This window comes from Massilia sp. 2TAF26 (assembly GCF_052115005.1).
Lineage (GTDB): Bacteria > Pseudomonadota > Gammaproteobacteria > Burkholderiales > Burkholderiaceae_D > Telluria.
Genome location: NZ_JBFRFV010000010.1, coordinates 39,952 through 60,364 on the forward strand (window position 1 = coordinate 39,952; position 20,413 = coordinate 60,364).

Annotated in this window: 21 protein-coding genes and 1 other RNA gene; 13 read left to right on the top strand and 9 right to left on the bottom strand. The window is 64.5% G+C overall.

Going from position 1 to position 20,413, the window contains the following annotated elements:
* Nucleotides 1-420 precede the first annotated feature (420 nt).
* From ftsX to ftsY, 3 genes are read right to left on the bottom strand one after another with little or no spacing between them, the layout of a single operon-like run.
* On the bottom strand, nucleotides 421-1,341 hold the full coding sequence (gene ftsX / locus AB4Z32_RS12640) for a permease-like cell division protein FtsX (protein WP_442122195.1): 921 nt from the start codon (nucleotides 1,339-1,341) through the stop codon (nucleotides 421-423).
* Nucleotides 1,338-1,997 carry a cell division ATP-binding protein FtsE gene (locus tag AB4Z32_RS12645; protein WP_442122196.1) on the bottom strand — a complete coding sequence of 220 codons (660 nt, stop codon included), beginning with the start codon at nucleotides 1,995-1,997 and terminating at the stop codon, nucleotides 1,338-1,340. The genes ftsX and AB4Z32_RS12645 overlap by 4 nt, the downstream gene beginning before the upstream one ends.
* Nucleotides 1,998-2,003: 6 nt before the next feature.
* The gene (ftsY, locus tag AB4Z32_RS12650) at nucleotides 2,004-3,248 is read right to left on the bottom strand and encodes a signal recognition particle-docking protein FtsY (protein WP_442122197.1); all 1,245 of its coding nucleotides are present in this window, start codon (nucleotides 3,246-3,248) and stop codon (nucleotides 2,004-2,006) included.
* Nucleotides 3,249-3,521: 273 nt separating this feature from the next.
* On the opposite strand from ftsY, the gene AB4Z32_RS12655 reads away from it, so the two are divergent.
* Nucleotides 3,522-3,728, top strand: coding sequence for a hypothetical protein (locus tag AB4Z32_RS12655; RefSeq protein WP_442122198.1), 207 nt, complete (start codon nucleotides 3,522-3,524; stop codon nucleotides 3,726-3,728).
* 145 nt (nucleotides 3,729-3,873) lie between these two features.
* Here AB4Z32_RS12655 and AB4Z32_RS12660 read toward each other — a convergent pair whose 3' ends face one another.
* Nucleotides 3,874-5,583 (bottom strand): thiamine pyrophosphate-binding protein, encoded by a 1,710-nt coding sequence (locus AB4Z32_RS12660; RefSeq protein WP_442122199.1) that lies wholly within the window; start codon nucleotides 5,581-5,583, stop codon nucleotides 3,874-3,876.
* 193 nt (nucleotides 5,584-5,776) lie between these two features.
* Between AB4Z32_RS12660 and rnpB the strand changes: the two genes are divergently transcribed.
* Together rnpB and glpK are read left to right on the top strand one after the other, a co-directional pair.
* An RNA gene (gene rnpB / locus AB4Z32_RS12665) (RNase P RNA component class A) lies at nucleotides 5,777-6,121 on the top strand.
* Between the two features lie 17 nt (nucleotides 6,122-6,138).
* Nucleotides 6,139-7,632: a glycerol kinase GlpK gene (gene glpK, locus AB4Z32_RS12670; protein ID WP_442122327.1), complete on the top strand. Its 1,494-nt coding sequence runs from the start codon at nucleotides 6,139-6,141 to the stop codon at nucleotides 7,630-7,632.
* Here glpK and AB4Z32_RS12675 read toward each other — a convergent pair.
* Entirely contained in the window at nucleotides 7,629-8,168 is a 540-nt protein-coding gene (locus AB4Z32_RS12675; RefSeq protein ID WP_442122200.1) for a GNAT family N-acetyltransferase, read from the bottom strand. The two genes, glpK and AB4Z32_RS12675, sit on opposite strands and share 4 nt — an antisense overlap.
* Nucleotides 8,169-8,326: 158 nt before the next feature.
* Between AB4Z32_RS12675 and AB4Z32_RS12680 the strand changes: the two genes are divergently transcribed.
* On the top strand, nucleotides 8,327-8,794 hold the full coding sequence (locus AB4Z32_RS12680; RefSeq protein WP_442122328.1) for a hypothetical protein: 468 nt from the start codon (nucleotides 8,327-8,329) through the stop codon (nucleotides 8,792-8,794).
* 31 nt (nucleotides 8,795-8,825) lie between these two features.
* Nucleotides 8,826-9,215, top strand: a complete 390-nt coding sequence (locus AB4Z32_RS12685; RefSeq protein ID WP_442122201.1) for a hypothetical protein — start codon at nucleotides 8,826-8,828, stop codon at nucleotides 9,213-9,215.
* A 4-nt stretch (nucleotides 9,216-9,219) separates the two neighbouring features.
* Here the strand turns inward: AB4Z32_RS12685 and AB4Z32_RS12690 are convergent, their stop codons facing one another.
* Together AB4Z32_RS12690 and AB4Z32_RS12695 are read right to left on the bottom strand one after the other, a co-directional pair.
* Complete coding sequence (locus AB4Z32_RS12690; protein ID WP_442122202.1) at nucleotides 9,220-9,873, bottom strand: YcxB family protein; 654 nt, start codon at nucleotides 9,871-9,873, stop codon at nucleotides 9,220-9,222.
* A gap of 253 nt (nucleotides 9,874-10,126) precedes the next feature.
* Nucleotides 10,127-10,513 carry a hypothetical protein gene (locus AB4Z32_RS12695; protein ID WP_442122203.1) on the bottom strand — a complete coding sequence of 129 codons (387 nt, stop codon included), beginning with the start codon at nucleotides 10,511-10,513 and terminating at the stop codon, nucleotides 10,127-10,129.
* Here AB4Z32_RS12695 and AB4Z32_RS12700 point away from each other — a divergent pair.
* Nucleotides 10,504-10,743, top strand: a complete 240-nt coding sequence (locus AB4Z32_RS12700; protein ID WP_442122204.1) for a hypothetical protein — start codon at nucleotides 10,504-10,506, stop codon at nucleotides 10,741-10,743. The two genes, AB4Z32_RS12695 and AB4Z32_RS12700, sit on opposite strands and share 10 nt — an antisense overlap.
* Here AB4Z32_RS12700 and AB4Z32_RS12705 read toward each other — a convergent pair.
* Together AB4Z32_RS12705 and AB4Z32_RS12710 are read right to left on the bottom strand one after the other, a co-directional pair.
* Complete coding sequence (locus AB4Z32_RS12705; RefSeq protein WP_442122205.1) at nucleotides 10,740-11,066, bottom strand: trypco2 family protein; 327 nt, start codon at nucleotides 11,064-11,066, stop codon at nucleotides 10,740-10,742. The genes AB4Z32_RS12700 and AB4Z32_RS12705 overlap by 4 nt on opposite strands.
* Nucleotides 11,067-11,330: 264 nt before the next feature.
* Complete coding sequence (locus AB4Z32_RS12710; RefSeq protein ID WP_442122206.1) at nucleotides 11,331-12,281, bottom strand: AAA family ATPase; 951 nt, start codon at nucleotides 12,279-12,281, stop codon at nucleotides 11,331-11,333.
* A 479-nt stretch (nucleotides 12,282-12,760) separates the two neighbouring features.
* Between AB4Z32_RS12710 and mraZ the strand changes: the two genes are divergently transcribed.
* Genes mraZ through mraY form a run of 7 tightly spaced genes read left to right on the top strand, consistent with a single transcriptional unit; the run spans nucleotide 12,761 to nucleotide 20,407 of the window.
* Nucleotides 12,761-13,189, top strand: coding sequence for a division/cell wall cluster transcriptional repressor MraZ (gene mraZ, locus AB4Z32_RS12715; RefSeq protein WP_442122207.1), 429 nt, complete (start codon nucleotides 12,761-12,763; stop codon nucleotides 13,187-13,189).
* 9 nt (nucleotides 13,190-13,198) lie between these two features.
* A complete protein-coding gene (gene rsmH, locus AB4Z32_RS12720; protein WP_442122208.1) occupies nucleotides 13,199-14,155 on the top strand; it encodes a 16S rRNA (cytosine(1402)-N(4))-methyltransferase RsmH in 957 nt (318 codons plus the stop codon).
* On the top strand, nucleotides 14,152-14,424 hold the full coding sequence (ftsL, locus tag AB4Z32_RS12725; protein ID WP_442122209.1) for a cell division protein FtsL: 273 nt from the start codon (nucleotides 14,152-14,154) through the stop codon (nucleotides 14,422-14,424). Before rsmH ends, ftsL begins: the two co-directional genes overlap by 4 nt.
* Nucleotides 14,421-16,208, top strand: coding sequence for a peptidoglycan D,D-transpeptidase FtsI family protein (locus AB4Z32_RS12730; RefSeq protein ID WP_442122210.1), 1,788 nt, complete (start codon nucleotides 14,421-14,423; stop codon nucleotides 16,206-16,208). The genes ftsL and AB4Z32_RS12730 overlap by 4 nt, the downstream gene beginning before the upstream one ends.
* Nucleotides 16,208-17,752 carry a UDP-N-acetylmuramoyl-L-alanyl-D-glutamate--2,6-diaminopimelate ligase gene (locus AB4Z32_RS12735; protein ID WP_442122211.1) on the top strand — a complete coding sequence of 515 codons (1,545 nt, stop codon included), beginning with the start codon at nucleotides 16,208-16,210 and terminating at the stop codon, nucleotides 17,750-17,752. The genes AB4Z32_RS12730 and AB4Z32_RS12735 overlap by 1 nt, the downstream gene beginning before the upstream one ends.
* Complete coding sequence (locus AB4Z32_RS12740) at nucleotides 17,753-19,237, top strand: UDP-N-acetylmuramoyl-tripeptide--D-alanyl-D-alanine ligase (protein ID WP_442122212.1); 1,485 nt, start codon at nucleotides 17,753-17,755, stop codon at nucleotides 19,235-19,237. It begins immediately after the preceding gene.
* Nucleotides 19,238-20,407, top strand: coding sequence for a phospho-N-acetylmuramoyl-pentapeptide-transferase (gene mraY / locus AB4Z32_RS12745; RefSeq protein ID WP_442122213.1), 1,170 nt, complete (start codon nucleotides 19,238-19,240; stop codon nucleotides 20,405-20,407).
* Nucleotides 20,408-20,413 lie beyond the last annotated feature (6 nt).

A 20,413-nucleotide genomic window follows, 5' to 3' on the forward strand; every position in this document is an offset into this window, starting at 1 on the left:
AATCTGTGCTGCATCGTCAATTTGACCGCAAAATCGCCCCGAAGGCGCAAATTTTACGGTTTGTTACGGGATGCGAACGGTGTGCTCTTGAGCCACTTCCGTTGAGTACTGACGTAATATTAGCACTCTCTTGAGGTGAGTGCTAGCCGCCACCATATCCCCGACGACGTCCTTAAGTCCTGCTAAAGTATTGCTCTAAAGAATTGATTTTGTGGCTTTGGTTCAACTGTAGAGCAGGTGAGAGCGCTACGGTTGACGGAGGTCAAACGTGACGCTCTTACGATTTGAACTTGGTAGAAGACAGGTTAGGCCCCACATGATATGGGGTCTGTGAAGTGGCGCACTTACGTTTGTAGGCGTATTCCCCGCCTCGGCCGCGGTTTTTTCTGGCGAACAGCGGCCGAGTTAGCGAAAGAATAATTAATTCAGGCGCGCCAGATGCCGCTGCACCGACAGCATCGCGCCCACCAGCCCGAGTCCGGCGCTGATGGCAAGCAAGCCTGCCAAACCCAGCGCCGACAAGGGCACGAGCTGGAATTCGGATGCGTACAGGCGGGCGAACTCGGCGATGGACGCGTTCAGCGGACGCAGGGCCAGCGCCACCGCACCCAGCGCCACCGTGCCGGCGCACAGGCCGAGCAGGGCGCCCGTGTAGTAGAAGGGGCGGTGGATGAAGTTGTCGGTCGCGCCCAGCAGCTTGGAGACGGCGATCTCGTCGCGCTGGGTCAGTACCTGCAGGCGGATGGTGTTGAACACCACCGCGATCACGACCACGCCGAGGGTGATCGCCAGCAGCAGCAGCACCAGGCGCAGCACGCCCAGCAGGGCGGCCAGGCGCTTCACCCAGGCCGAGTCGACCTGCACCGAGTCCACGCCCGGCAGCGCCTGCAGCTGATCGGCGATGCCGTCGATGCGGGCAGCGTCGGCGCTGCTGGTAAAACCTTGCAGCTTCATCACGTAGCTGTCGGGCAGGGGATTGTCGCCCAGGGTCTCGATGACGTCGGCGAGGCCGCTCTTGGCCTTCAGGTTGTCCAGCGCCTGCTCGCGCGGCGTGAAGCTGATCTTCGCGTGGCTGCCGGCCAGGATGCGCTGCAGCTGCGGCGCCAGCGCCTGCGCCTGTTCGCGGGTGGCGTCCGTCTTCATGAACAGGCTGATCTCGGGATCGACCGAGAGCTGTTCCGACATCGGGCGCACGTTGTCGAGCAGGGTCAGGCCGGCGAAGGGCAGGGTCAGCGCCAGCGACACCACCAGCACGTTGAACAGGAAGCTGCCCGGCGACTTGCGCACCTGGGCAAAAGCGGCGCCGAGGGCGAAGCGGTGTTGGCGGAACCAGATGTTCATGCCGCACCTCCCACCAGCTGGCCATGCTCGAGGCGGATCACGCGCGCGGCGGCGTCCAGGATCTGTTCGTCGTGGGTCGAGATCATGCAGGTCACGCCGACGGCATTGAAGGCGCGCAAGGCGTCGATCACGCGGTCGGCCGCGGCGCGGTCGAGGTTCGCGGTCGGCTCGTCGGCCAGGATGATCTGCGGACGGTTGACGATGGCGCGGGCGATCGCCACGCGCTGCTGCTCGCCGCCGGACAGTTCCAGCGGCATCGCCTTGGCGCGGTCGAGCAGGCCGACCTTGTCGAGCGCGGCGCGGGCGCGCTGCTCGGCCTGGGCGGTCGATGCGCCGGTGACGATCAGCGGCAGCATCGTGTTGGCAAGGATGCTGCGGTCGTTCAGCAGGCGCTGCTGCTGGAAGATCACGCCCAGGTTACGCCGCAGGAAGGGCACGCCGGCCTTTTTGAGCTTGCCGATGTCCTGGCCGTTGACGACCACGCTGCCGTTGGTCGGACGCTCGACGGCGGCGATCATCTTGAGCAGGGTCGACTTGCCGGCGCCGGACGGGCCGGCGAGGTAGACCAGTTCGCCCTTGCCGATGCTGAACGAAACATCGTTCAGGGCAAGTGCGTCGGCGGAATATTTTTTGGAGACGGACTGGAATTCGATCATCTGGCCTTACCCCAGCAGCGCCTCGGCGAACTCGTCGGCGCTGAAGGGTTGCAGGTCCTCCAGCTTTTCGCCCACGCCGATGAAGTACACCGGCACCGGGCGGGTGCGCGCGATGGCGGCCAGGATGCCGCCCTTGGCCGTGCCGTCCAGCTTGGTGATCACCAGGCCGGTCAGGTTCAGGGCGTCGTCGAAGGCCTTCACCTGGGCCAGCGCGTTCTGGCCGGTGTTGCCGTCGATGACCAGCAGGACTTCGTGCGGAGCGTCTTCCATGCCCTTGCCGATCACGCGCTTGATCTTCTTGAGCTCTTCCATCAGGTGCAACTGGGTCGGCAGGCGGCCGGCGGTGTCGACCATGACCACGTCGACGCCGCGCGCGCGGCCCGACTGCACCGCGTCGAAGGCGACCGCGGCCGGGTCGCCCGAAGCTTGCGAGATCACGGTGACGTTGTTGCGCTGGCCCCAGACCATCAGTTGCTCGCGGGCGGCGGCGCGGAAGGTGTCGCCGGCGGCCAGCAGCACCGACTGTTCGAAGCGCTGCATGTGCTTGGCAAGCTTGCCGATGGTGGTGGTCTTGCCGGCGCCGTTGACGCCGGCGATCATCATCACCAGCGGCTCGTGGCGGCCGAGTTCGAGCGGCTTTTCCAGCGGACGCAGCAGGTCGACCATCAGCTCCTTCAGCGCGGCCTTGACGGCGGCGGCGTCGAGCAGCTTGTCTTCCTTGACCTTGCGGCGCAGGTTGTCGAGCAGATACTGGGTGGCGTCCATGCCGGCGTCCGACATCAGCAGGGCCGATTCCAGCTCTTCGTACAGGTCTTCGTCGATGCGCGCGCCGACGAACAGCAGGGACAGGTTGCTCGACGTCTTGGACAGGCCGGCCTTCAGGCGCGCCATCCAGGATTTCTTTTTCTCGGCTTCGTTGCCCGGACGCTCGGCGGTCTCGGGGAAGAGCTGGCCTTCGTAGCCGTTCGACATGACGGCGGCCTGCTCGGCAATCTGGGTGGCGACGGGATCGGGAACCTCGGCCTCGCGCGCGGCAGGCGCTTCCGGCTCGGACTCGGCCGCGGTCTCGGGGGCGGTCTCGGGTGCGGGAACGAAGGTGTCGTCGCTGGCGCCGAACAGGCGGCGCAGGAAGCCCGGCTGGGCGGGCGCTTCCGCAGGCGCTTCGGCGGCCGTGGACGGTTCGGCAGCAGCGGACTCGGTCTGGACAGGCGTCTCGGCTTCAGGCTTTTTCTTTTTGAAGAAACTAAACATGGATGTAGTCGGGGAGGGGAACTGCATGCATATGCCCGATAATTCCGGGCATGTCAACGATCACGGTATTCTACCAGAGCGTTGCGGCAAAGCCTCTTCCATACCAGCCGCCCGCCTAACCCGAAATACGGACGCCAGATGTGCGACGCCTCATCTATATTGTCGCTAGAATGCCGCTCATCAGTTCGTATATCAATACGTTTGCTGGAAAAACGGCGGCGAATCATATAGATTGCGAATGTCTATAAAAGAATCCTTCCCCAAGGGCTCATCGTGAAGATCCTGTCCAGGTACCTCAAGCGGCTTATTTCCGGAGACGAAGTTACCGGCGGTAACGCAGCCTCGCTGCGCAATATCGTCGTCTGGGTATTCATTGCGCTGGTGGCTGCTTTCCTGACCCATCCTTCGGGTCCGCGCAGCGCGCTGGATACGCCGGTGCCCTGGCCGGCGGAGTTGGGGTTGGATAATCCGGGTATTTGACTCGTTCCGGCGAACCAACAACGTCGTTCCCGCGAACCAACATCGTCGTTCCCGCGAAGGCGGGAATCCAAGTTTTACTGTGCCGGGTATTCGACGAACCTGGATTCCCGCCTGCGCGGGAATGACGGGCACAAGTCAACGATCCTTACTTCTTCCCCGCCTCGGCATTCTTCCGAATCGTCTCCAGCGTAGCCCCCGGCGTAATCAGATTGCCGTCATAACGCAGCTCGATCACCGCCGGCAGCTTCTTCTCGTTCGTGAACGCCACCGCGCGCTGTAAAGCCGGCGCGAAGTCGGCGGTTTTCAAGACGACTTCCCCCTGGCCGCCATAGGCCTCGGCCAGCGCCGCGAAGTCCGGATTCTCCAGATAAGTGCCAGACACGCGGCCCGGGTACTCGCGCTCCTGGTGCATGCGGATGGTGCCGAACATGTTGTTGTTGAAGACGATCAGGATCAGGCCGGCGCGGTACTGCACGGCGGTCGCCAGTTCCTGGCCGGTCATCATGAATTCGCCGTCGCCGGCAAAGGTGACCACGGTGCGCTGCGGGTCGACGATCTTCGCCGCGACGCCGGCCGGCACGCCATAGCCCATCGCGCCGCTGGTCGGGGCCAGCTGGGTGCGCATCGCGCCGTAGCGCCAGAAACGGTGTGCCCAGGTCGCATAGTTGCCGGCGCCGTTGGTGATGATGGTGTCGTGGGGCAGGGCCGCCTGCAGGTCCTGTACCAGCTGCCAGAGATCGAGCGGAGGGCGGGATGAATGCGTGCCATCCTGGAAGATAGCCGGCTGCTGCTGCCAGGCGCGCAGCTCGGCCCTGGCCTCCTCGATCGTGTGGCGCCAGGCGGACGAATCCACCGGCTCCATCGCGGCCAGCATGCGCGCGGTTTCCGGCGCGCCGCCGGCGATCATCAGCTCGGCCTGGTAGACGCTGCCCAGTTCCTGAGGATCCGGGTGGATGTGCACCAGGCGCTGCTTCGGCACCGGCGACGTCAGCAGCGAATAGCCGCTGGTCGTCATCTCGCCCAGGCGCGGGCCGAAGGCGATCAGGACGTCGGCCTCCTTCACGCGCGCGGCCAGCTTCGGATTGATGCCGATGCCGACGTCGCCGACGTAGTGCGGGTGCTCGTTGTCGAGCAGGTCCTGGAAGCGGAAGGCACAGGCCACCGGCAGGCCGTTCGCCTCGGCAAACTTGGTCACGTCGGCGCAGGCCTGCTCGTTCCAGGTGCCGCCGCCCAGCAGCAGCAGCGGCTTCTTCGCTTCCTTCAGCATGCCGCGCAGGGTGTCGATCTGGCTTGCTGCAGGCGAGGCCTGCACCGGCTGGTAGCGGCGGGTGTCCGCCACTTCCGCCTGCGCGATCAGCATGTCTTCCGGCAGCGCCAGCACCACCGGGCCCGGACGGCCGCTGGTCGCGACCTGGAAGGCGCGCGCGATGTATTCGGGGATGCGGTCGGCGCGGTCGATCTGCGCCACCCACTTGGCCATCTGGCCGTACATGCGGCGGTAGTCGATTTCCTGGAAGGCTTCGCGGTCCATGAAGTCGGTGCCGACCTGGCCGATGAAGAGGATCAGCGGCGTCGAATCCTGGAAGGCCGTGTGCACGCCGATCGAGGCATTGGTCGCGCCGGGGCCGCGGGTGACGAAGCAGATGCCGGGCTTGCCGGTCAGCTTGCCGTAGGCCTCGGCCATGAACGCCGCGCCGCCCTCCTGGCGGTTGATCACGAAGCGGATGTTCGAATCGTGCAGGGCGTCGAGCACGTCGAGGTAGCTTTCACCGGGGACGCCGAAGGCGGTGTCCACGCCGTGGACCTGGAGTGCATCGACCAGGATCTGGCCGCCGCTGCGGGAGGGGTGGGTCATGGTGCGTCATCCTTATAGATTTTGCTATCCGGACATTCTATGCGAGCGCTTCGGAGGCGGCTTTTGAAATGGCGACACAAAATTACAGAAATCGCAGAGGTGCTTCAGACGAAGCGGCCCGTGAGGCCGAAATAAGACAGGTGCAGCGCCGGCTGGAGGGGGCACTCTCTAAATCGGTTACAATGCCCGCCGTGAAGCAGGCCAGACAGCCGCTGGCCGGCACCGCAAGGTGCTGGCGGGAGGAAGGTCCGGACTCCATAGAGCAGGGTGACGGTTAACGGCCGTCCGTCGAAAGCCGGCGCAAGCCGGTATAAGGCGAGGAATAGGGCCACAGAGACGAGCGTATTAAGTTACGGTGAAACGCGGTAACCTCCACCTGGAGCAATTCCAAATAGGCACGCGTTGATGTTGCTCGCGGAGCGTGCGGGTAGGAAGCTTGAGCGCCGGAGTAATTCGGCGCCTAGAGGAATGGCTGTCATAGGGGCGTCCCGCAAGGGAGACCACTACACAGAATCCGGCCTATCGGCCTGCTTTACACACGATTCGGTCATGACGATGGAATACATCCTCGCCCTCGACCAGGGCACCACCAGTTCGCGCGCCATCCTGTTCGACCGCCAGGGACAGGTGGCCGCCACCGCCCAGCACGAATACCCCCAGCATTTCCCCCAGCCCGGCTGGGTCGAGCACGACCCGCTCGACATCTGGCACAGCCAGCTCGCCTGCGCGCGCGAGGTGCTGCAGGCGAGCGGCATCGACGCCTCCCGGGTGGCCGCGATCGGCATCGCCAACCAGCGGGAAACCACGGTGGTGTGGGATCGCCGGACCGGCGAGCCGCTGTGCCACGCCATCGTCTGGCAGGACCGGCGCACGGCGGAACGCTGCGACGCCCTGCGCGCGGCCGGTCACGCCCCCCTCATCCAGCGCAAGACCGGGCTCGAACTGGACGCCTACTTTTCCGCCACCAAGCTGCAATGGCTATTGACCCACGTGCCGGGCGCGCGCGCCCGCGCCGAGCGCGGCGAACTGGCCTTTGGCACCGTCGACAGCTGGCTCGCCTTCAGGCTGACCGGACGCCACGTGACGGACGTGAGCAACGCCTCGCGCACCATGCTCTTCAATATCAACAGCTTGCGCTGGGATCCGGAACTGCTCGACCTGTTCGGCGTGCCGGCTTCGATGCTGCCGGAAGTGGTGTCCAGCTCGGAGCAGGTCGGGCTGACGAACGAAGCGTGGTTCGGCCGCGCGATCCCGCTGGCCGGCATCGCCGGCGACCAGCAGGCCGCGACCTTCGGCCAGGCCTGCCATCGCCGCGGCATGGTCAAGAATACCTATGGCACCGGTTGCTTCATGCTGATGCACGCGGGCGACGTGCCGCCGGTGTCGCACAACCGCCTGCTGTCGACGGTCGGCTGGACCGTCGGCGGCCGTACCGATTATCTGTTGGAGGGCAGCGTCTTCATGGGCGGCGCCACCGTGCAGTGGCTGCGCGACGGCCTCGGCATCATCAAGCAATCCGCCGACGTCGAAGCCCTGGCCCTGTCCGTGCCCGATAGCGGCGGCGTGGTGCTGGTGCCGGCCTTCGTCGGCCTCGGCGCCCCGCACTGGGATGCCTACGCGCGCGGCACCATCGTCGGCATGACGCGCGGGACCACGGCCGCCCATATCGCGCGCGCCGCGGTGGAAGCCATCGCCTACCAGAGCGCCGAGCTGCTGGCGGCGATGCAGAGGGATGCGGCCCTGGCAGTGCAGGAGGTGCGTGCGGACGGCGGCGCGGCCCGCAACGACATGCTGATGCAGTTCCAGGCCGACCTGCTGGATGTGCCGGTGATCCGCCCGCGCGTCACCGAGACCACGGCGCTGGGCGCGGCCTGCCTGGCCGGGCTGGCGGTCGGCTTCTGGTCTTCACGCGAGGAGATCGCGGCGCAATGGCAGGCCGAGCGCCGCTTCGAGCCGCAGATGCCGGCCGCGCGCCGCGAGGAGCTGATGGCGCGCTGGGCGCGGGCGGTGGCGCACGCGAAGAGCTGGGCCGAGCCCGCGCAGCATTAATCCTGTTCGGGCACCAGCGACAATACGTGCGCAGCGACCGGCCCGCCGTGCAGCTGCAGGCGGTTGCGCGCCAGGCATTCGTGGACAGCACCTGCTTTACGCGCCACCGCGAGGCTGGGCAGGTTGCCGTCCGCGATGACGATCTCGACGCGTGACAGTTTCAAGGCGTCGAAGGCATGCCGCGCCAGGAGGTGGACGGCGGCCAGCGCCGCGCCCCGGCGCTGCTGCGAGGCGCGCACCCAATAGCCCAGGTTGCAGAAGCCGTTCACGGTGTTGAACTGGTTCAGGCCGGCGCCACCGACCAGGGTCCGGTCGTCCTCCAGGAAGATGCCGAATTCGTGGGCGCTGCCGGCGGCCCGGGACCCATCGCAGAAGTCGAACCAGGACAATGCCTCGTCTTTCGTGTAGCCGGCGTGGGCCCAGCTCATCCACTGGCCGACGCTGGCCATCGACTCGCGCACGGCTTCGGCGAAGCTTGATGCGTCCGCTGCGGCGAAAGGACGGAGCAGGAAATGGCCGGTATGCAGCTGGTTCATGACAGGGAGCGATGAGTTGAAATAATTTCATCATAGCATCGCGCCTACATGGCCGAGCTGCAGTGCGAGCCGCCGCCGTTGGATCGGGCACAATCGAAACAGATCAATCCCATGGGAGCTGTGCATTGAAAGCCTTCTTTTCCACCGTCCACGCGGTCATGGCCGTGCTGTTCGTCGCCATCTCCCTGCTGCTGATGGTGCTGGCCGTGCTGACGGGCTGGAGAGCCGTCGGCGCCGAGCTGGCCGAAGGCGCCGAGAGTGCGATCGAGGCGATCGGCCTGCTGGCGATCGCGGTGGTGTCGCTGCAGATCTCGCAGACCATCGCCGAAGAGGAGGTCATCCGCGACGCCCACATCAGCGCGCCGACGCGCGTGCGGCGCTACCTGTCGCGCTTCATGGTCGTGGTGGTGGTGGCGCTGTCGATCGAGGGCCTGGTCGGCACCTTCAAGGCCCTGCACGAGGAGCCGGAACTGCTGCCGCACGCGGCCTCGGTGCTGGTCGCGGCCGGCATCCTGCTGTCGGGCTGGGGGCTGTTCATCCGCTTCAACAAGGAAGCCGAGCTGCTGGAGCCGGAGGCGATGAAAGAGGCGAAAAGCGAAGACAAAAAACTGGAAGACAAGGGGTAGAATGTTCGGTATGCCTTCCCAAGGAAATGCAATGCGCTACCGGACCACGATCATGCCGCTCATCTTCGCCATTGTCGCTGCCGCCGGCCTCCCGGCGGCCTCCGCCCAGCAGGCGGCTGCGCCGCAGCCGGGCGATATCGCCTCGCTGGCCGATCTTCCTTCCGACATCCGGCTGGTGATCGGTCCCGACGTCTCCGACCGCGGCGGTCCCTTCGCCGCCGGCTGCGTCAGCAGCAACGGCGAACCGCACAGCCGCTTCGCCAGCGCCCGCATGAACGCCGACACGGCCCAGGTCACGATCGAGCGCGGCGGCATCGCCCATTACTTCGATACCCTCGACTTCCGCCAGGTAAACGGGCGCTGGGTTCATGTGCCGAAGCAGCCGGGGCAGGGCATGCTGGTTCAGGCGCCGGACAAATAAGCCTTCATGCGATGCCGCGCCCGGTGGCATAGGCGCGCAGCTGCTCCTGCTGCTGCTGGTCCAGACAGCGGAAGGGAATCGGCATCCCACCCTTGGCAAACATCAGCAGGTAGCCGCGCTCGTAGCGGCGCATCATCTTCACCTCATCCCAGCTCTTCGACAGCGTCCCGAGCCGCGAGCTGCGTTCGATGCCGTGGTCGTCGATGCGGAATTCGCAGACCGGCATGCGGCGCTTTTTCAGCAGGAAGACCGGCGGCGCGATGAGCCCGATCCAGAGGTCCAGCGTGAAGGGCAGCGACAGCAAAGCCAGCGCGCTGCCCGCCGCCAACGCGTATCCGATCCAGCCGGGTCCGGCGGCCCAGGCAAGCAGGCCGGCCACTACCCCGATCGCGAGCGGCATCCAGGTCTGGCGCCGCCTTTGTTGCGCCGGCATGTGGCGAAGGATGAAGCCGACGTGCCCGCGCAGGATGCTCATGTATTCGGCCAGGGTATAGGAGACGCTGAAGCGGATCGGCGGCGCGTCCGGCGGCGGCGCGACCTTGCCAAGCGGCGGATCGATGGTCAGCTCGGTGCTGGTGAAGCGTTTCTGTTCCTGCCGGACGATCTGCATGGCGACCTCCTTGCGGTGAGGAGGCTGGGGATGGCCGGTGCCGAACATGGTGACTCCACGTTGAAGAGGGTGTCCGGCACATGAAGACCGTTTTTCAATTTGCAAGTATGCAATCCGGGAACTGCTAAAAAATATTCCTGGATGGCGTCAGCCGCATCCAGGTCGGCAGCCAGGGTGGGCAATTGCTGTACACCGCAGCGGCAGAAGGGCACCAAGTACCATACCGACCTAGTGTTTTTACACAGCCTTGGCCGGCTCCTGCACTCCAGTGTATGGCAACTCGCAATGTACAAATTCGGGTTCAGCTCCAATGCCAGGTCGCGGTCTCGAACCCGAGGTCAAATGCAGCGAGAAGGACGTTGCGTCCCGCGAGTGGTAAGGCTGTATTGGTGGGGTCGAACAGGACATCGACGCTGACTAAATAGCCCTCGATGTCGACCGGAACCGCAGACAACTTCAGAAGCATGCTGACGGCCCCGCTGGCAGTACTTATTGGAAAATTGGTCGCGCCGACCAACGACAGACCGCTCGCAGTGGCGGCCAATAATGGAAGTTGGAGGTAATCGGCGCCGGTATCAACCAGGCATTTATGCGTCGGTGTGCTGCTCGACGAAGGATTCAAGACGACGTCGGCGAATGGACGATTGCCGACAAAGCCCGCGTTGTTGGGAAAGTGAAATGTCTTCACTGTATTGCCCCGGATGGAAAGAATCCGATCGTCAGGTCGCGAAGGGGAATATTCTGGGCAATCAGAAAAGCGATCAAGCGGTCATACCGAATGTCCTCGGCGACCATTCGGGTAGCGTCCGCCGCGATCCAGAGATCGCGAGGAATATTACCGAAATGGTTGTCGATCCAAATAGAACCGGCGTGCCTGGACATGATGAGCCGTCACCGCAAGACTTGCTGTGTTATTAAACGCGCTTCTGCGTTGGCTGGCGCGTCGCCGGATTCGCCGGCGTGTCCGCACTGACTTGGGGAGCTTGAAGAACCTTCCCCGAAATGGCTTTGAATCTCACCTTGACTCTGTTCGACTGCTCGCGTTTTTTCTCGCCGCCGAGCTCCATCACCCACACCTTGACGCCGCCTTTCGCACCGGTTTCGAGTTTGACAGCGAATTCGAGTTCGCAGTCTTCGAACTGCATCACCGGGTTACCGCCCACCCTCGCAGCGGCGTCAGCAGCGCTCAATTGCTCAGCCAGATGTTTGAGCACTTCGGATAATTCGAACTGATTTTCCATGTCGAACCTTCCATAGCAGTTTAGAGATCCATACTCTACCAACTCGACCGCTCCTGCAACTGGCACGGCGCACCATCGGTTGCGAACGTTGTTAAATCGGTACTTCGGCATCGCGCCATGAAGGCCACCTCGAATAACTCGTCTTTTTGCATGAGCAAGGCGCAGTTGTTGCTGGACTTGTTCGAAGATTTGCTTGCCGACGCCCGCCTGGGCCAATCGGTCACGGGAGTGTGAGCGATTCCTTGATGACCTGTGTTAGCGACTCTAAAACCCGATCCGTCCCTTGCCCGGCGTAGGCTTGAGCCGGATATCGCTTGCCACCACATGTTCCCGCCCATCCGCCACCGCATACCCAAGTCCATCCAGCAGGGTCTTGCGCAGGTCGCGCGGCGACACCCCCGCCAGCTTGTCCAGCACCACATCCCCCAGCCGCGGATCGAAGGCGCCGAGATTCAATTCACGAAGCAGGCCCGCATACATGCGCTGGGCAATGCCGGCCGCCTGTTCCGGCGTCGGCGCCGGCACCTCATACACCGCCATGCGGTTCAGCAGCGGATGCGGGATGCCTTCGGTGGAATTGGCGGTCAGCACCCAGAAGATCTGGGAAGCGTCGATGTCGACGTCGATGAATTCGTCGCGGAAGGCGCAGGCCGTTTCCGGCTCCAGCAACTGATAGAGAGCGGCCAGCGGATCCGACTGGGAAGAACCCGAGGCTTTTTCGACCTCGTCCAGCACGATCACGGGATTGGCAAACTGTCCGCGCACCAGGCGCTCGGCCACCTTGCCGCACTTGGCGCCACGCCAGCTGGCCGAACTGCCGGTGATGACGAAGCCGGCCGAGAGCGCGTTCATGCTGATCAGCTCGCAGTCGGTCTGCATGACCTTCGCCAGCCGCTTGGCGAAGTGGGTCTTGCCGACGCCCGGTCCGCCCAGCAGCAGGATCGGCATGACGTTAAACCCTTTATCGCCTGCGTGGGCCAGGCGCAAATAGCGCGCCAGGTCGTCCAGCACTTCGTCGAAATTGGGGCATTCCTCGAACAGCGGGTCGAGGGCGTCGATGGAAGAGGGGGTGGTGACGAAACGTTCGGCGCCCGTCTCCAGCATGCGTTCGTAGAACGCTTCGAGCTCGGGCGAACGTCCGCGGCTGCGGTCGAGCGCACCCTGGACCTCGTGGAGGTCGTAGACGGTGCGGGTCCGGGCTAATGTGATACTCACGGCATCCTCCGGCGCAGGCTGAGCCTGCGAGTCAGTACTTGCTCACTATCACCCGCTAACGGCTGGGTGACCGCTTGTCTTTATCCTAACCCGCTCTGCATCAATCTGCAATTTCCCACCGTACTGTGTCATGCATGCCGCATAGAGGGCGAGCACGCTTGCGCGACCTACCGTCAGTAAAAAGTTGCGACTGATCAAACGTAAAACCCATGTGTATACGTGAGCCGCCACATGCAGATACTTAGCTAAGTACCTAATTTTGTTCGATATTTTTACTTGAGGTCGCTTCAGCGAAGTTCGCTAAGTCCTTGGTTTCATTGGCAATTTCGATGTTTTCCAAACGTGAATTCGCTTGACCACAGTCAACGCTTCCTCTAAAGTGGGAAACGGTGGCAAAAAGTGCAGTTTTGTGGGAGAAATCAGGATCTCCCGGCGCCTAAAACTAACAAACTGATAACTCTCCAAAACTAGGTAAATACGTGTTTCAGGGCGCGTCAGCGATCAATCTCGATGCGAAGGGGCGGATGTCAATACCGTCCAAGCACCGTGACGCCTTGTTGCAGCAGTGTGAAGGCCGTATGACGCTCACGAAACACCCACATGGTTGCCTGTTGTTCTTCCCGCGCCCGGTGTGGGAAGAACATCGCGAACAGATCGCCTCCTGGCCGATGTCCGCCAGGGCGTGGCAACGCATTTTCCTGGGTAACGCCTGCGATGTCGAGTTGGACGCGTCGGGCCGGGTGCTCATTTCGCCCGAACTTCGCAGCGCGGTTGGCTTGGAGAAGGAAGTCATGATGCTCGGGATGGGTACCCATTTCGAGATCTGGGACGCCGTAAAACTGGCCGCAGACGAGGCCGTAGCCGTCGCCGGCGGCATGCCCGATGTCCTTTCCAATTTCTCCTTTTAAGGCACCGCCATGAACGCTATTCCGGTGCCTGAATTGCAGCATCGTACGGTGCTGCTTGACGAAGCAGTCGATGCGCTGAACCTCGAAGGCGAGCGCGCATCCGGTACTTATATAGATGGCACGTTCGGCCGCGGCGGTCACAGCCGGCTGATCCTGTCGAAGCTGGCCCCGCAAGGGCGCCTGATCGCCTTCGACAAGGACCTGCAGGCGATCGCCACCGCCGAACAGATTATTGATCCGCGTTTCACGATCGTGCACGACAGCTTTGCGACGATGGTTGACGCACTGGCGGCACGCGGAATCGCCCGGGTCGACGGCATTCTGCTGGACCTCGGCATCTCGTCGCCCCAGGTGGACGACGCCAGCCGCGGTTTCAGCTTCCGCAACGACGGTCCCCTGGACATGCGGATGGATACGACACGGGGCATCTCGGCCGCCGAATGGCTGGCCGTGGTGGACGAAAGACAACTGGAAAAGGTGATTCGGGATTATGGGGAAGAACGGTTTGCTTTTCAGATTGCAAAGGCGATTGTTGCTCGCCGGGCAGTCGAGCCAATTTCAAGCACACGACAGCTTGCCGCAATCGTGGCAAACGCGGTCAAAACCCGGGAGAAAGGCAAGGATCCGGCAACCCGCACCTTTCAGGCTGTCCGGATTTTCATCAATCAAGAGCTTGAGGACCTTGAAGCAGGTCTGAACGCTGCCTACGAGCTGCTCGCGCCCGCGGCGCGCATGTCGGTCATCAGCTTCCATTCGCTGGAAGACCGCATGGTGAAGCAGTTCCTGGCATCGAAGGCCAAGGTCGAGCAGCCGGACCGCCGGCTGCCGATCCGCGCCGTCGATCTGCCTCAGCCCTTGATGAAGCTGGTCAAGAAGACCAAGCCGTCCGGCCCCGAGGTCGAGGCCAACCCGCGCGCCCGCTCGGCGGTGCTGCGCGTGGCCGAGCGGCTGGGAGGTCCGGCATGATCGGCAAGATCAACGTCGTGCTGACCACGGTGCTGGTCGGCTGCGCGCTGTCGGTCGTGAACGCCCGCTACCAGCGCAACCACCTCGTCAACGACATCGAAAAACTGGCGACCCAGCAGCGCCAGCTCGACATCGACTGGTCGCAGCTCCAGCTCGACCAGTCCACCCTCGGCAAGAACGAGCGCATCGAGCAGATCGCGCGCGTCAACCTGAACATGGCGCCCCTGAGCCCGGCGCGCACGCAGTACCTGACGGAAGGCGGCAAATGAAGTCGAGCGCCGGCAATTCCCGCTCCAATTCCCGCGTCGCCGCCTCCAAGGGCGTGGCATTCTCGAAGAGCCCGGTGCTCGCCGTGCGCCTGCCCGACTGGCGCTCGCGCGTCGTGCTGTTCGTGCTGTTCTCCGCCTTCGCGGCCCTGGCCGGCCGCGCGCTGTGGGTCCAGATCGCCGACAATAAATTCCTGCAGGAGCAGGGCGCCAACCGCTACATGCGCACCCAGGAACTGCCGGCCACGCGCGGCAAGATCTTCGACCGCAACGGCATGGTGCTGGCGTCTTCGCTGCCGGTGAAGTCGGTCTCGGTGTTCACCGAAGATTACAAGGCCAATCCGGCCTCGCCGCAAACGGTGCGCGAACTGGCGCGCCTGCTCGAGATGCCGGAAGCGGAGCTGCAGAAGAAGCTGAATTCCGAGCGCAGCTACGTCTACCTGAAACGCCAGGTCGAGATGGACGTCGTCGCCAAGATCGAGGCGCTCGGCATCGACGGCCTCGACACCCGCAAGGAATACAAGCGCTACTACCCGCAGGGCGAGGTGATGGCCCACATGGTCGGCTTCACCAACGTCGAGGACGTGGGCCAGGAAGCGATGGAGCTGGCGCAGCAGAAGTCCCTGGCCGGCCAGCCGGGCAGCCGCCGCGTGATCAAGGACCGCCTCGGCCGCATCGTCGAGGACGTCGGCATGTCGCGCGAGCCGCACGACGGCAAGGACCTGACCCTGTCGGTCGACAGCAAGCTGCAGTACATCGCCTTCAACAGCATCAAGAACGCGGTCGAGAAATTCCACGCCAAGGCCGGCGCTGCCGTGGTGCTGGACGTGCACACCGGCGAGGTGCTGGCGCTGGCCAACTGGCCGACCTACGATCCGAACAACCGCGCCCACCTGACCGGCGAGCAGCTGCGCAACCGCGTCATCACCGACACCTTCGAGCCGGGTTCGACCCTGAAACCCTTCACGGTCGCGCTGGCGCTGGACAAGGGCCTGATCACGCCGCGCAGCACCTTCGATACCGGCAACGGTCGTTATCTCACCGGCGGCCACGTCATCCGCGACACCCATGCGCACGGCGTGATCGACGTCGGCACCATCATCCAGAAGTCGTCGAACATCGGCACCACCAAGATCTCGGAGATGCTGTCGGCCGAGGAAATGTGGGAGATGTTCACCAAGGTCGGCTTCGGCCAGGCGCCGCGCTACGGCTTCCCGGGCGCCGCCGCCGGCCGCGTGCGCCCGTACAAATCCTGGCGCACGGTGGCGAAGGCCAACATGTCCTTCGGCCAGGGCATCTCGATGTCGCTGCTGCAGCTGGCCCACGCCTGGCTGGTCTTCGCCCGCGACGGCGACATCATTCCGCTGTCCTTCCAGAAGGTGACCGAGAAGCCGGTCGGCCAGCAGATCGTCTCGGCCAAGACCGCGAGCCAGATGCGCGTCATGGTGGAATCCGTGGTGAGCCCGGAAGGCACGGCGTCGCAGGCCCAGGTGGCGGGCTACCGCGTGGGCGGCAAGACCGGCACCGCGCAGAAGGTGGTCGATGGCCGCTATTCGCAGACCCACTACGTCGGCAATTTCGCCGGCATCGTGCCGATGTCGAACCCGCGCTTCGTGATCGCGGTGATGATCGACGACCCGAGCGGGCCTTTCCACACCGGCGGCGCGGTGGCGGCGCCGACCTTCGCGACGCTCGCGGCGAATGCGCTGAGGGCGGCGAACGTGTCGCCCGACTCGACGGTCACGGACATCATCATCCCCGAACATCCACTCGAGGAGAGTAATTGATGGCGAACCTGAACGACATCTGCCGATGGATCCGCGCCGCCGCACCAGGCGGCCGTCTCGTTTCCGACTCCCGCCGCGTGGGCCGCGGCGACGTCTTCTTCGCCTATCCGGGCGAGGGCGCCGCCGACGGCCGCAACTACATCCGCTCGGCGCTCGAGAAGGGCGCGGCCGCGGTGGTTTTTGAAGCGCGCGATTTCGCCTGGACCGAGTCGGACGCCATTCCCCATCTGGCGGTGCCCGGACTGAAGAAGAATGCCGGCGCCATCGCCCATGCTTGCTATGGCCAGCCGGACGCCGGCATGTTCACCGTGGGCGTGACCGGCACCAACGGCAAGACCTCGATCGCACTGTGGACGGCGCAGGCGCTGGCCCGCCTGGGCGGCGTCGACGAAGGCGTGGGCGTGATCGGCACCCTGGGCATCGGCCTGGTGCGCGCACGCTTGGAAGCCGAATTCGACGCCACCGGCTACACTACGCCCGACGCGGTGCTGCTGGCGACCCGCCTGGCCGGCCTGCGCGATGCCGGCGCGCGCGCGCTGGCGATCGAGGTGTCGTCGATCGGCCTGGTCGAGGAACGCACCGCCGGCATGCATTTCGACGTCGCCGTGTTCACCAACCTGACCCGCGACCACCTCGACTATCACGGCGACATGGCCAGCTACGAAGCGGCCAAGCTGAAGCTGTTCGAATGGCCGGGCCTGAAGCACGCCGTGCTGAACCTGGACGACCCGGCGGGCGGCCGCATCGCGGCCCACCTGCGCGCCAACCACCCGCAGGTGGCCGTTACCGGCTACACCGTGCGCGGCGAAGACGAGCAGCCGGCAATCGATGGCGTGAGCATGCTGCGCGCCTCGCAGCTGCGTTCGCGTCCGGCTGGCACCGAGTTCCACGTCGACACGCCGGCGGGCAGCGCCCTGGCCCGCACCCGCCTGGTGGGCCACTTCAACGTCAGCAATGCGCTGGCGGTGCTGGGCGTGCTGCTGGCCAAGGGCGCGCCGCTGCGCGCCGCGCTGGACGTGATCGAAGGCTTGGCCCCGGCCCCGGGCCGCATGCAGCAGATCGGCGGCGCGGATGCACCGCTGGTCGTGATCGACTACGCGCACACTCCGGACGCGCTGGAAAAGGCGCTCGCCGCACTGCGCCAGGTGGCACATGACCGCGGCGGCCAATTGTGGTGCGTGTTCGGCTGCGGCGGCGACCGCGATCCGGGCAAGCGCCCGCAGATGGGCGCGATCGCCCAGATGGCCGACCACGTGCTGGTGACCAGCGATAACCCGCGCAGCGAAGAGCCGCGCGCGATCATCGAACAGATCGTCGCCGGCATGGACCCGCACCATCCGGGCTCGACCCACCAGGCGATCGAGGATCGCGCCGCCGCCATCCTGTCGGCGGTGAAGCATGCCGGCAAGCCGGACGTGATCCTGCTGGCCGGGAAGGGGCATGAGCCCTACCAGGAAATCAAAGGCCGGAAGATTCCTTTTTCCGATGCCGACCACGCCGCGCTGGCCCTGAGCGCGCGGTTGACGATGATGAGAGTAAGTTAAATGCGCGGCACGCTCGAAGAATTGAAGAAAGCGCTCACCGCCTCGATGGCTGAAGTGCGCATGACGCGCGACGCCGCCTTCGAAGGCGTGTCGACCGACAGCCGCACGGTACAAGCCGGCGCGCTGTTCGTCGCGTTGCGCGGCGAAACCTTCGACGCCCACGACTTCCTCGACCAGGTCGCTGCCAGGAATGTGGCGGCGGTGGTGGTCGAGAAGCTCCCGGAAAACTTCCCGCTGCCGGCCCTGGTGGTGCCGGACACGCTGGCGGCCCTGGGCCGCATCGGCAATGCGTGGCGCAGCCGGTTCGATATCCCGGTCATCGGCGTCACCGGCAGCAACGGCAAGACCACGGTCAAGGAAATGATCGCCTCCATCCTGGCCGCCGCCTTCGGCGAGGAAGCGCGCCTGGCCACCCAGGGCAACCTGAACAACGAGATCGGCGTGCCGCTGACCGTGATGCGCCTGACCGGCGCGCACAAGGCCGCCGTGGTCGAACTGGGCATGAACCACCCGGGCGAAATCGCCCGCCTGGCCGCCATCGCGGCGCCCACCGTCGCCCTGGTCAACAACGCCCAGCGCGAGCACCAGGAATTCATGCACACCGTGGAAGCGGTGGCGCGCGAGAACGGCTCGGTGCTGGCGGCCTTGCCGGACACCGGCGTGGCCGTGTTTCCGGGGGATGATGAGTACACGGGCTTGTGGCGTGGGCTGGCTGGCGATCATGAGGTGCTGACCTTCGGCCTGTCCGAAGGCTGCGACGTTCGCGCCACGTATACGCCGAACAGCTTTGGTGCTGACCTCACAGTTACGTCGTCCCCGCGCAGGCGGGGACCCAAGTTTGGCGCCGCTGACGAGCAAGCAAACCTGGATTCCCGCCTTCGCGGGAATGACGTTCAAGAGCAAGTGGCCGGAAGTGACGCGCAAACGTTCACGATCAAACTCTCCGCCGCCGGCGAACACAACGTCCGCAACGCCCTGGCCGCCTGCGCCTGCGCACTGGCCGCCGGCATTCCGGTCGACGCCATCGTGCGCGGCCTGGAAGCATTCGCGCCCGTCAGCGGCCGCCTGCAGCGCAAGCAGGCCGCGGTCGGCGCCACCGTGATCGACGACACCTATAACGCCAACCCGGATTCGGTGCGCGCCGCCATCGACGTGCTCGCAGGGGCTGCCGCCCCGCGCATCCTGGTGCTGGGCGATATGGGCGAAGTCGGCACGCAGGGACCACAGTTCCATGAAGAAATCGGTGCCTATGCGGCAAGCCGCGGCATCGAGTCCGTCCTCGTCACCGGCGCATTGGCGCGCCACATGACGGGCGCGGGCGCGCAACACTTTGAGCAGTTCGACGATTTATTGGCAGCACTGGACAAGCAACTGGGCAGCAAATCCGACGCAACTGTGTTGGTGAAGGGCTCGCGCTTCATGAAGATGGAACGCGTGGTCCAACATCTCGTTCAATCACAAAACACTGGCAAGGATTCTCACTAAATGCTTCTCTGGCTCGCACAATATTTCCAGGACTATATCGGTCCGATGCGGATTTTTAACTACATCACCTTCCGCGCCGTGTTCGCGACCATCACCGCGATCGCCATCGGCCTGCTGTGCGGCCCGGCGGTGATCCGCAAGCTGACCGCGATGAAGGTCGGCCAGGCGGTGCGTACCTACGGCCCGCAGACCCACCTGGCCAAGCACGGCACCCCGACCATGGGCGGCGTGCTGATCCTGATCGCCATCGGCGTCTCGACCCTGCTGTGGTGCGACCTGTCGAACCGCCTGATCTGGCCGGTGCTGGTGGTTACGCTCGGCTTCGGCGCGATCGGCTGGGTCGACGACTACCGCAAGGTGGTCTACAAGGACCCGGAAGGCATGCGTTCGGGCGAAAAATACTTCTGGATGTCGCTGATCGGCATCACGTCCTCGCTGTACCTGGCATTCTCGGTCTCGGCCGCGACCCCGTGGGAAGTGTGGCAGCTCTTCTTCGCCTGGGTGCAGTCGGGCTTCTCGATGGACCTGCCGCCCAAGGCCGACCTGATCGTCCCCTTCTTCAAGAGCATCAGCTATCCGCTGGGCGTGTGGGGCTTCATCGCGCTGACCTATTGCGTGATCGTGGGCGCCTCGAACGCGGTCAACTTCACCGACGGCCTGGATGGCCTGGCCATCATGCCGACCGTGATGGTGGGCGGCGCCCTGGGCCTGTTCGCCTACCTGACCGGTAACGCCACCTATTCGAAATACCTGTTCATCCCGCACATCCCGGGCGCTGGCGAACTGCTGATCTTCTGCGGCGCGATGGCGGGCGCGGGCCTGGCCTTCCTCTGGTATAACGCGCACCCGGCGCAGATGTTCATGGGCGACGTCGGCGCGCTGGCGCTGGGCGGCGCGCTCGGCACCATCGCCGTCATCGTGCGTCAGGAAATCGTGCTGTTCATCATGGGCGGCGTGTTCGTGGCCGAGACCCTGTCGGTGATCATCCAGGTGAGCTGGTTCAAGTACACCAAGAAGCGTTACGGGGCCGGCCGCCGCGTGTTCCTGATGGCGCCGCTGCACCACCATTTCGAACAGAAGGGCTGGAAGGAAACCAAGGTCGTGGCGCGTTTCTGGATCGTGACCATCATCCTGGTCCTGATCGGCATCTCGACCCTCAAACTGCGTTAAACCGGG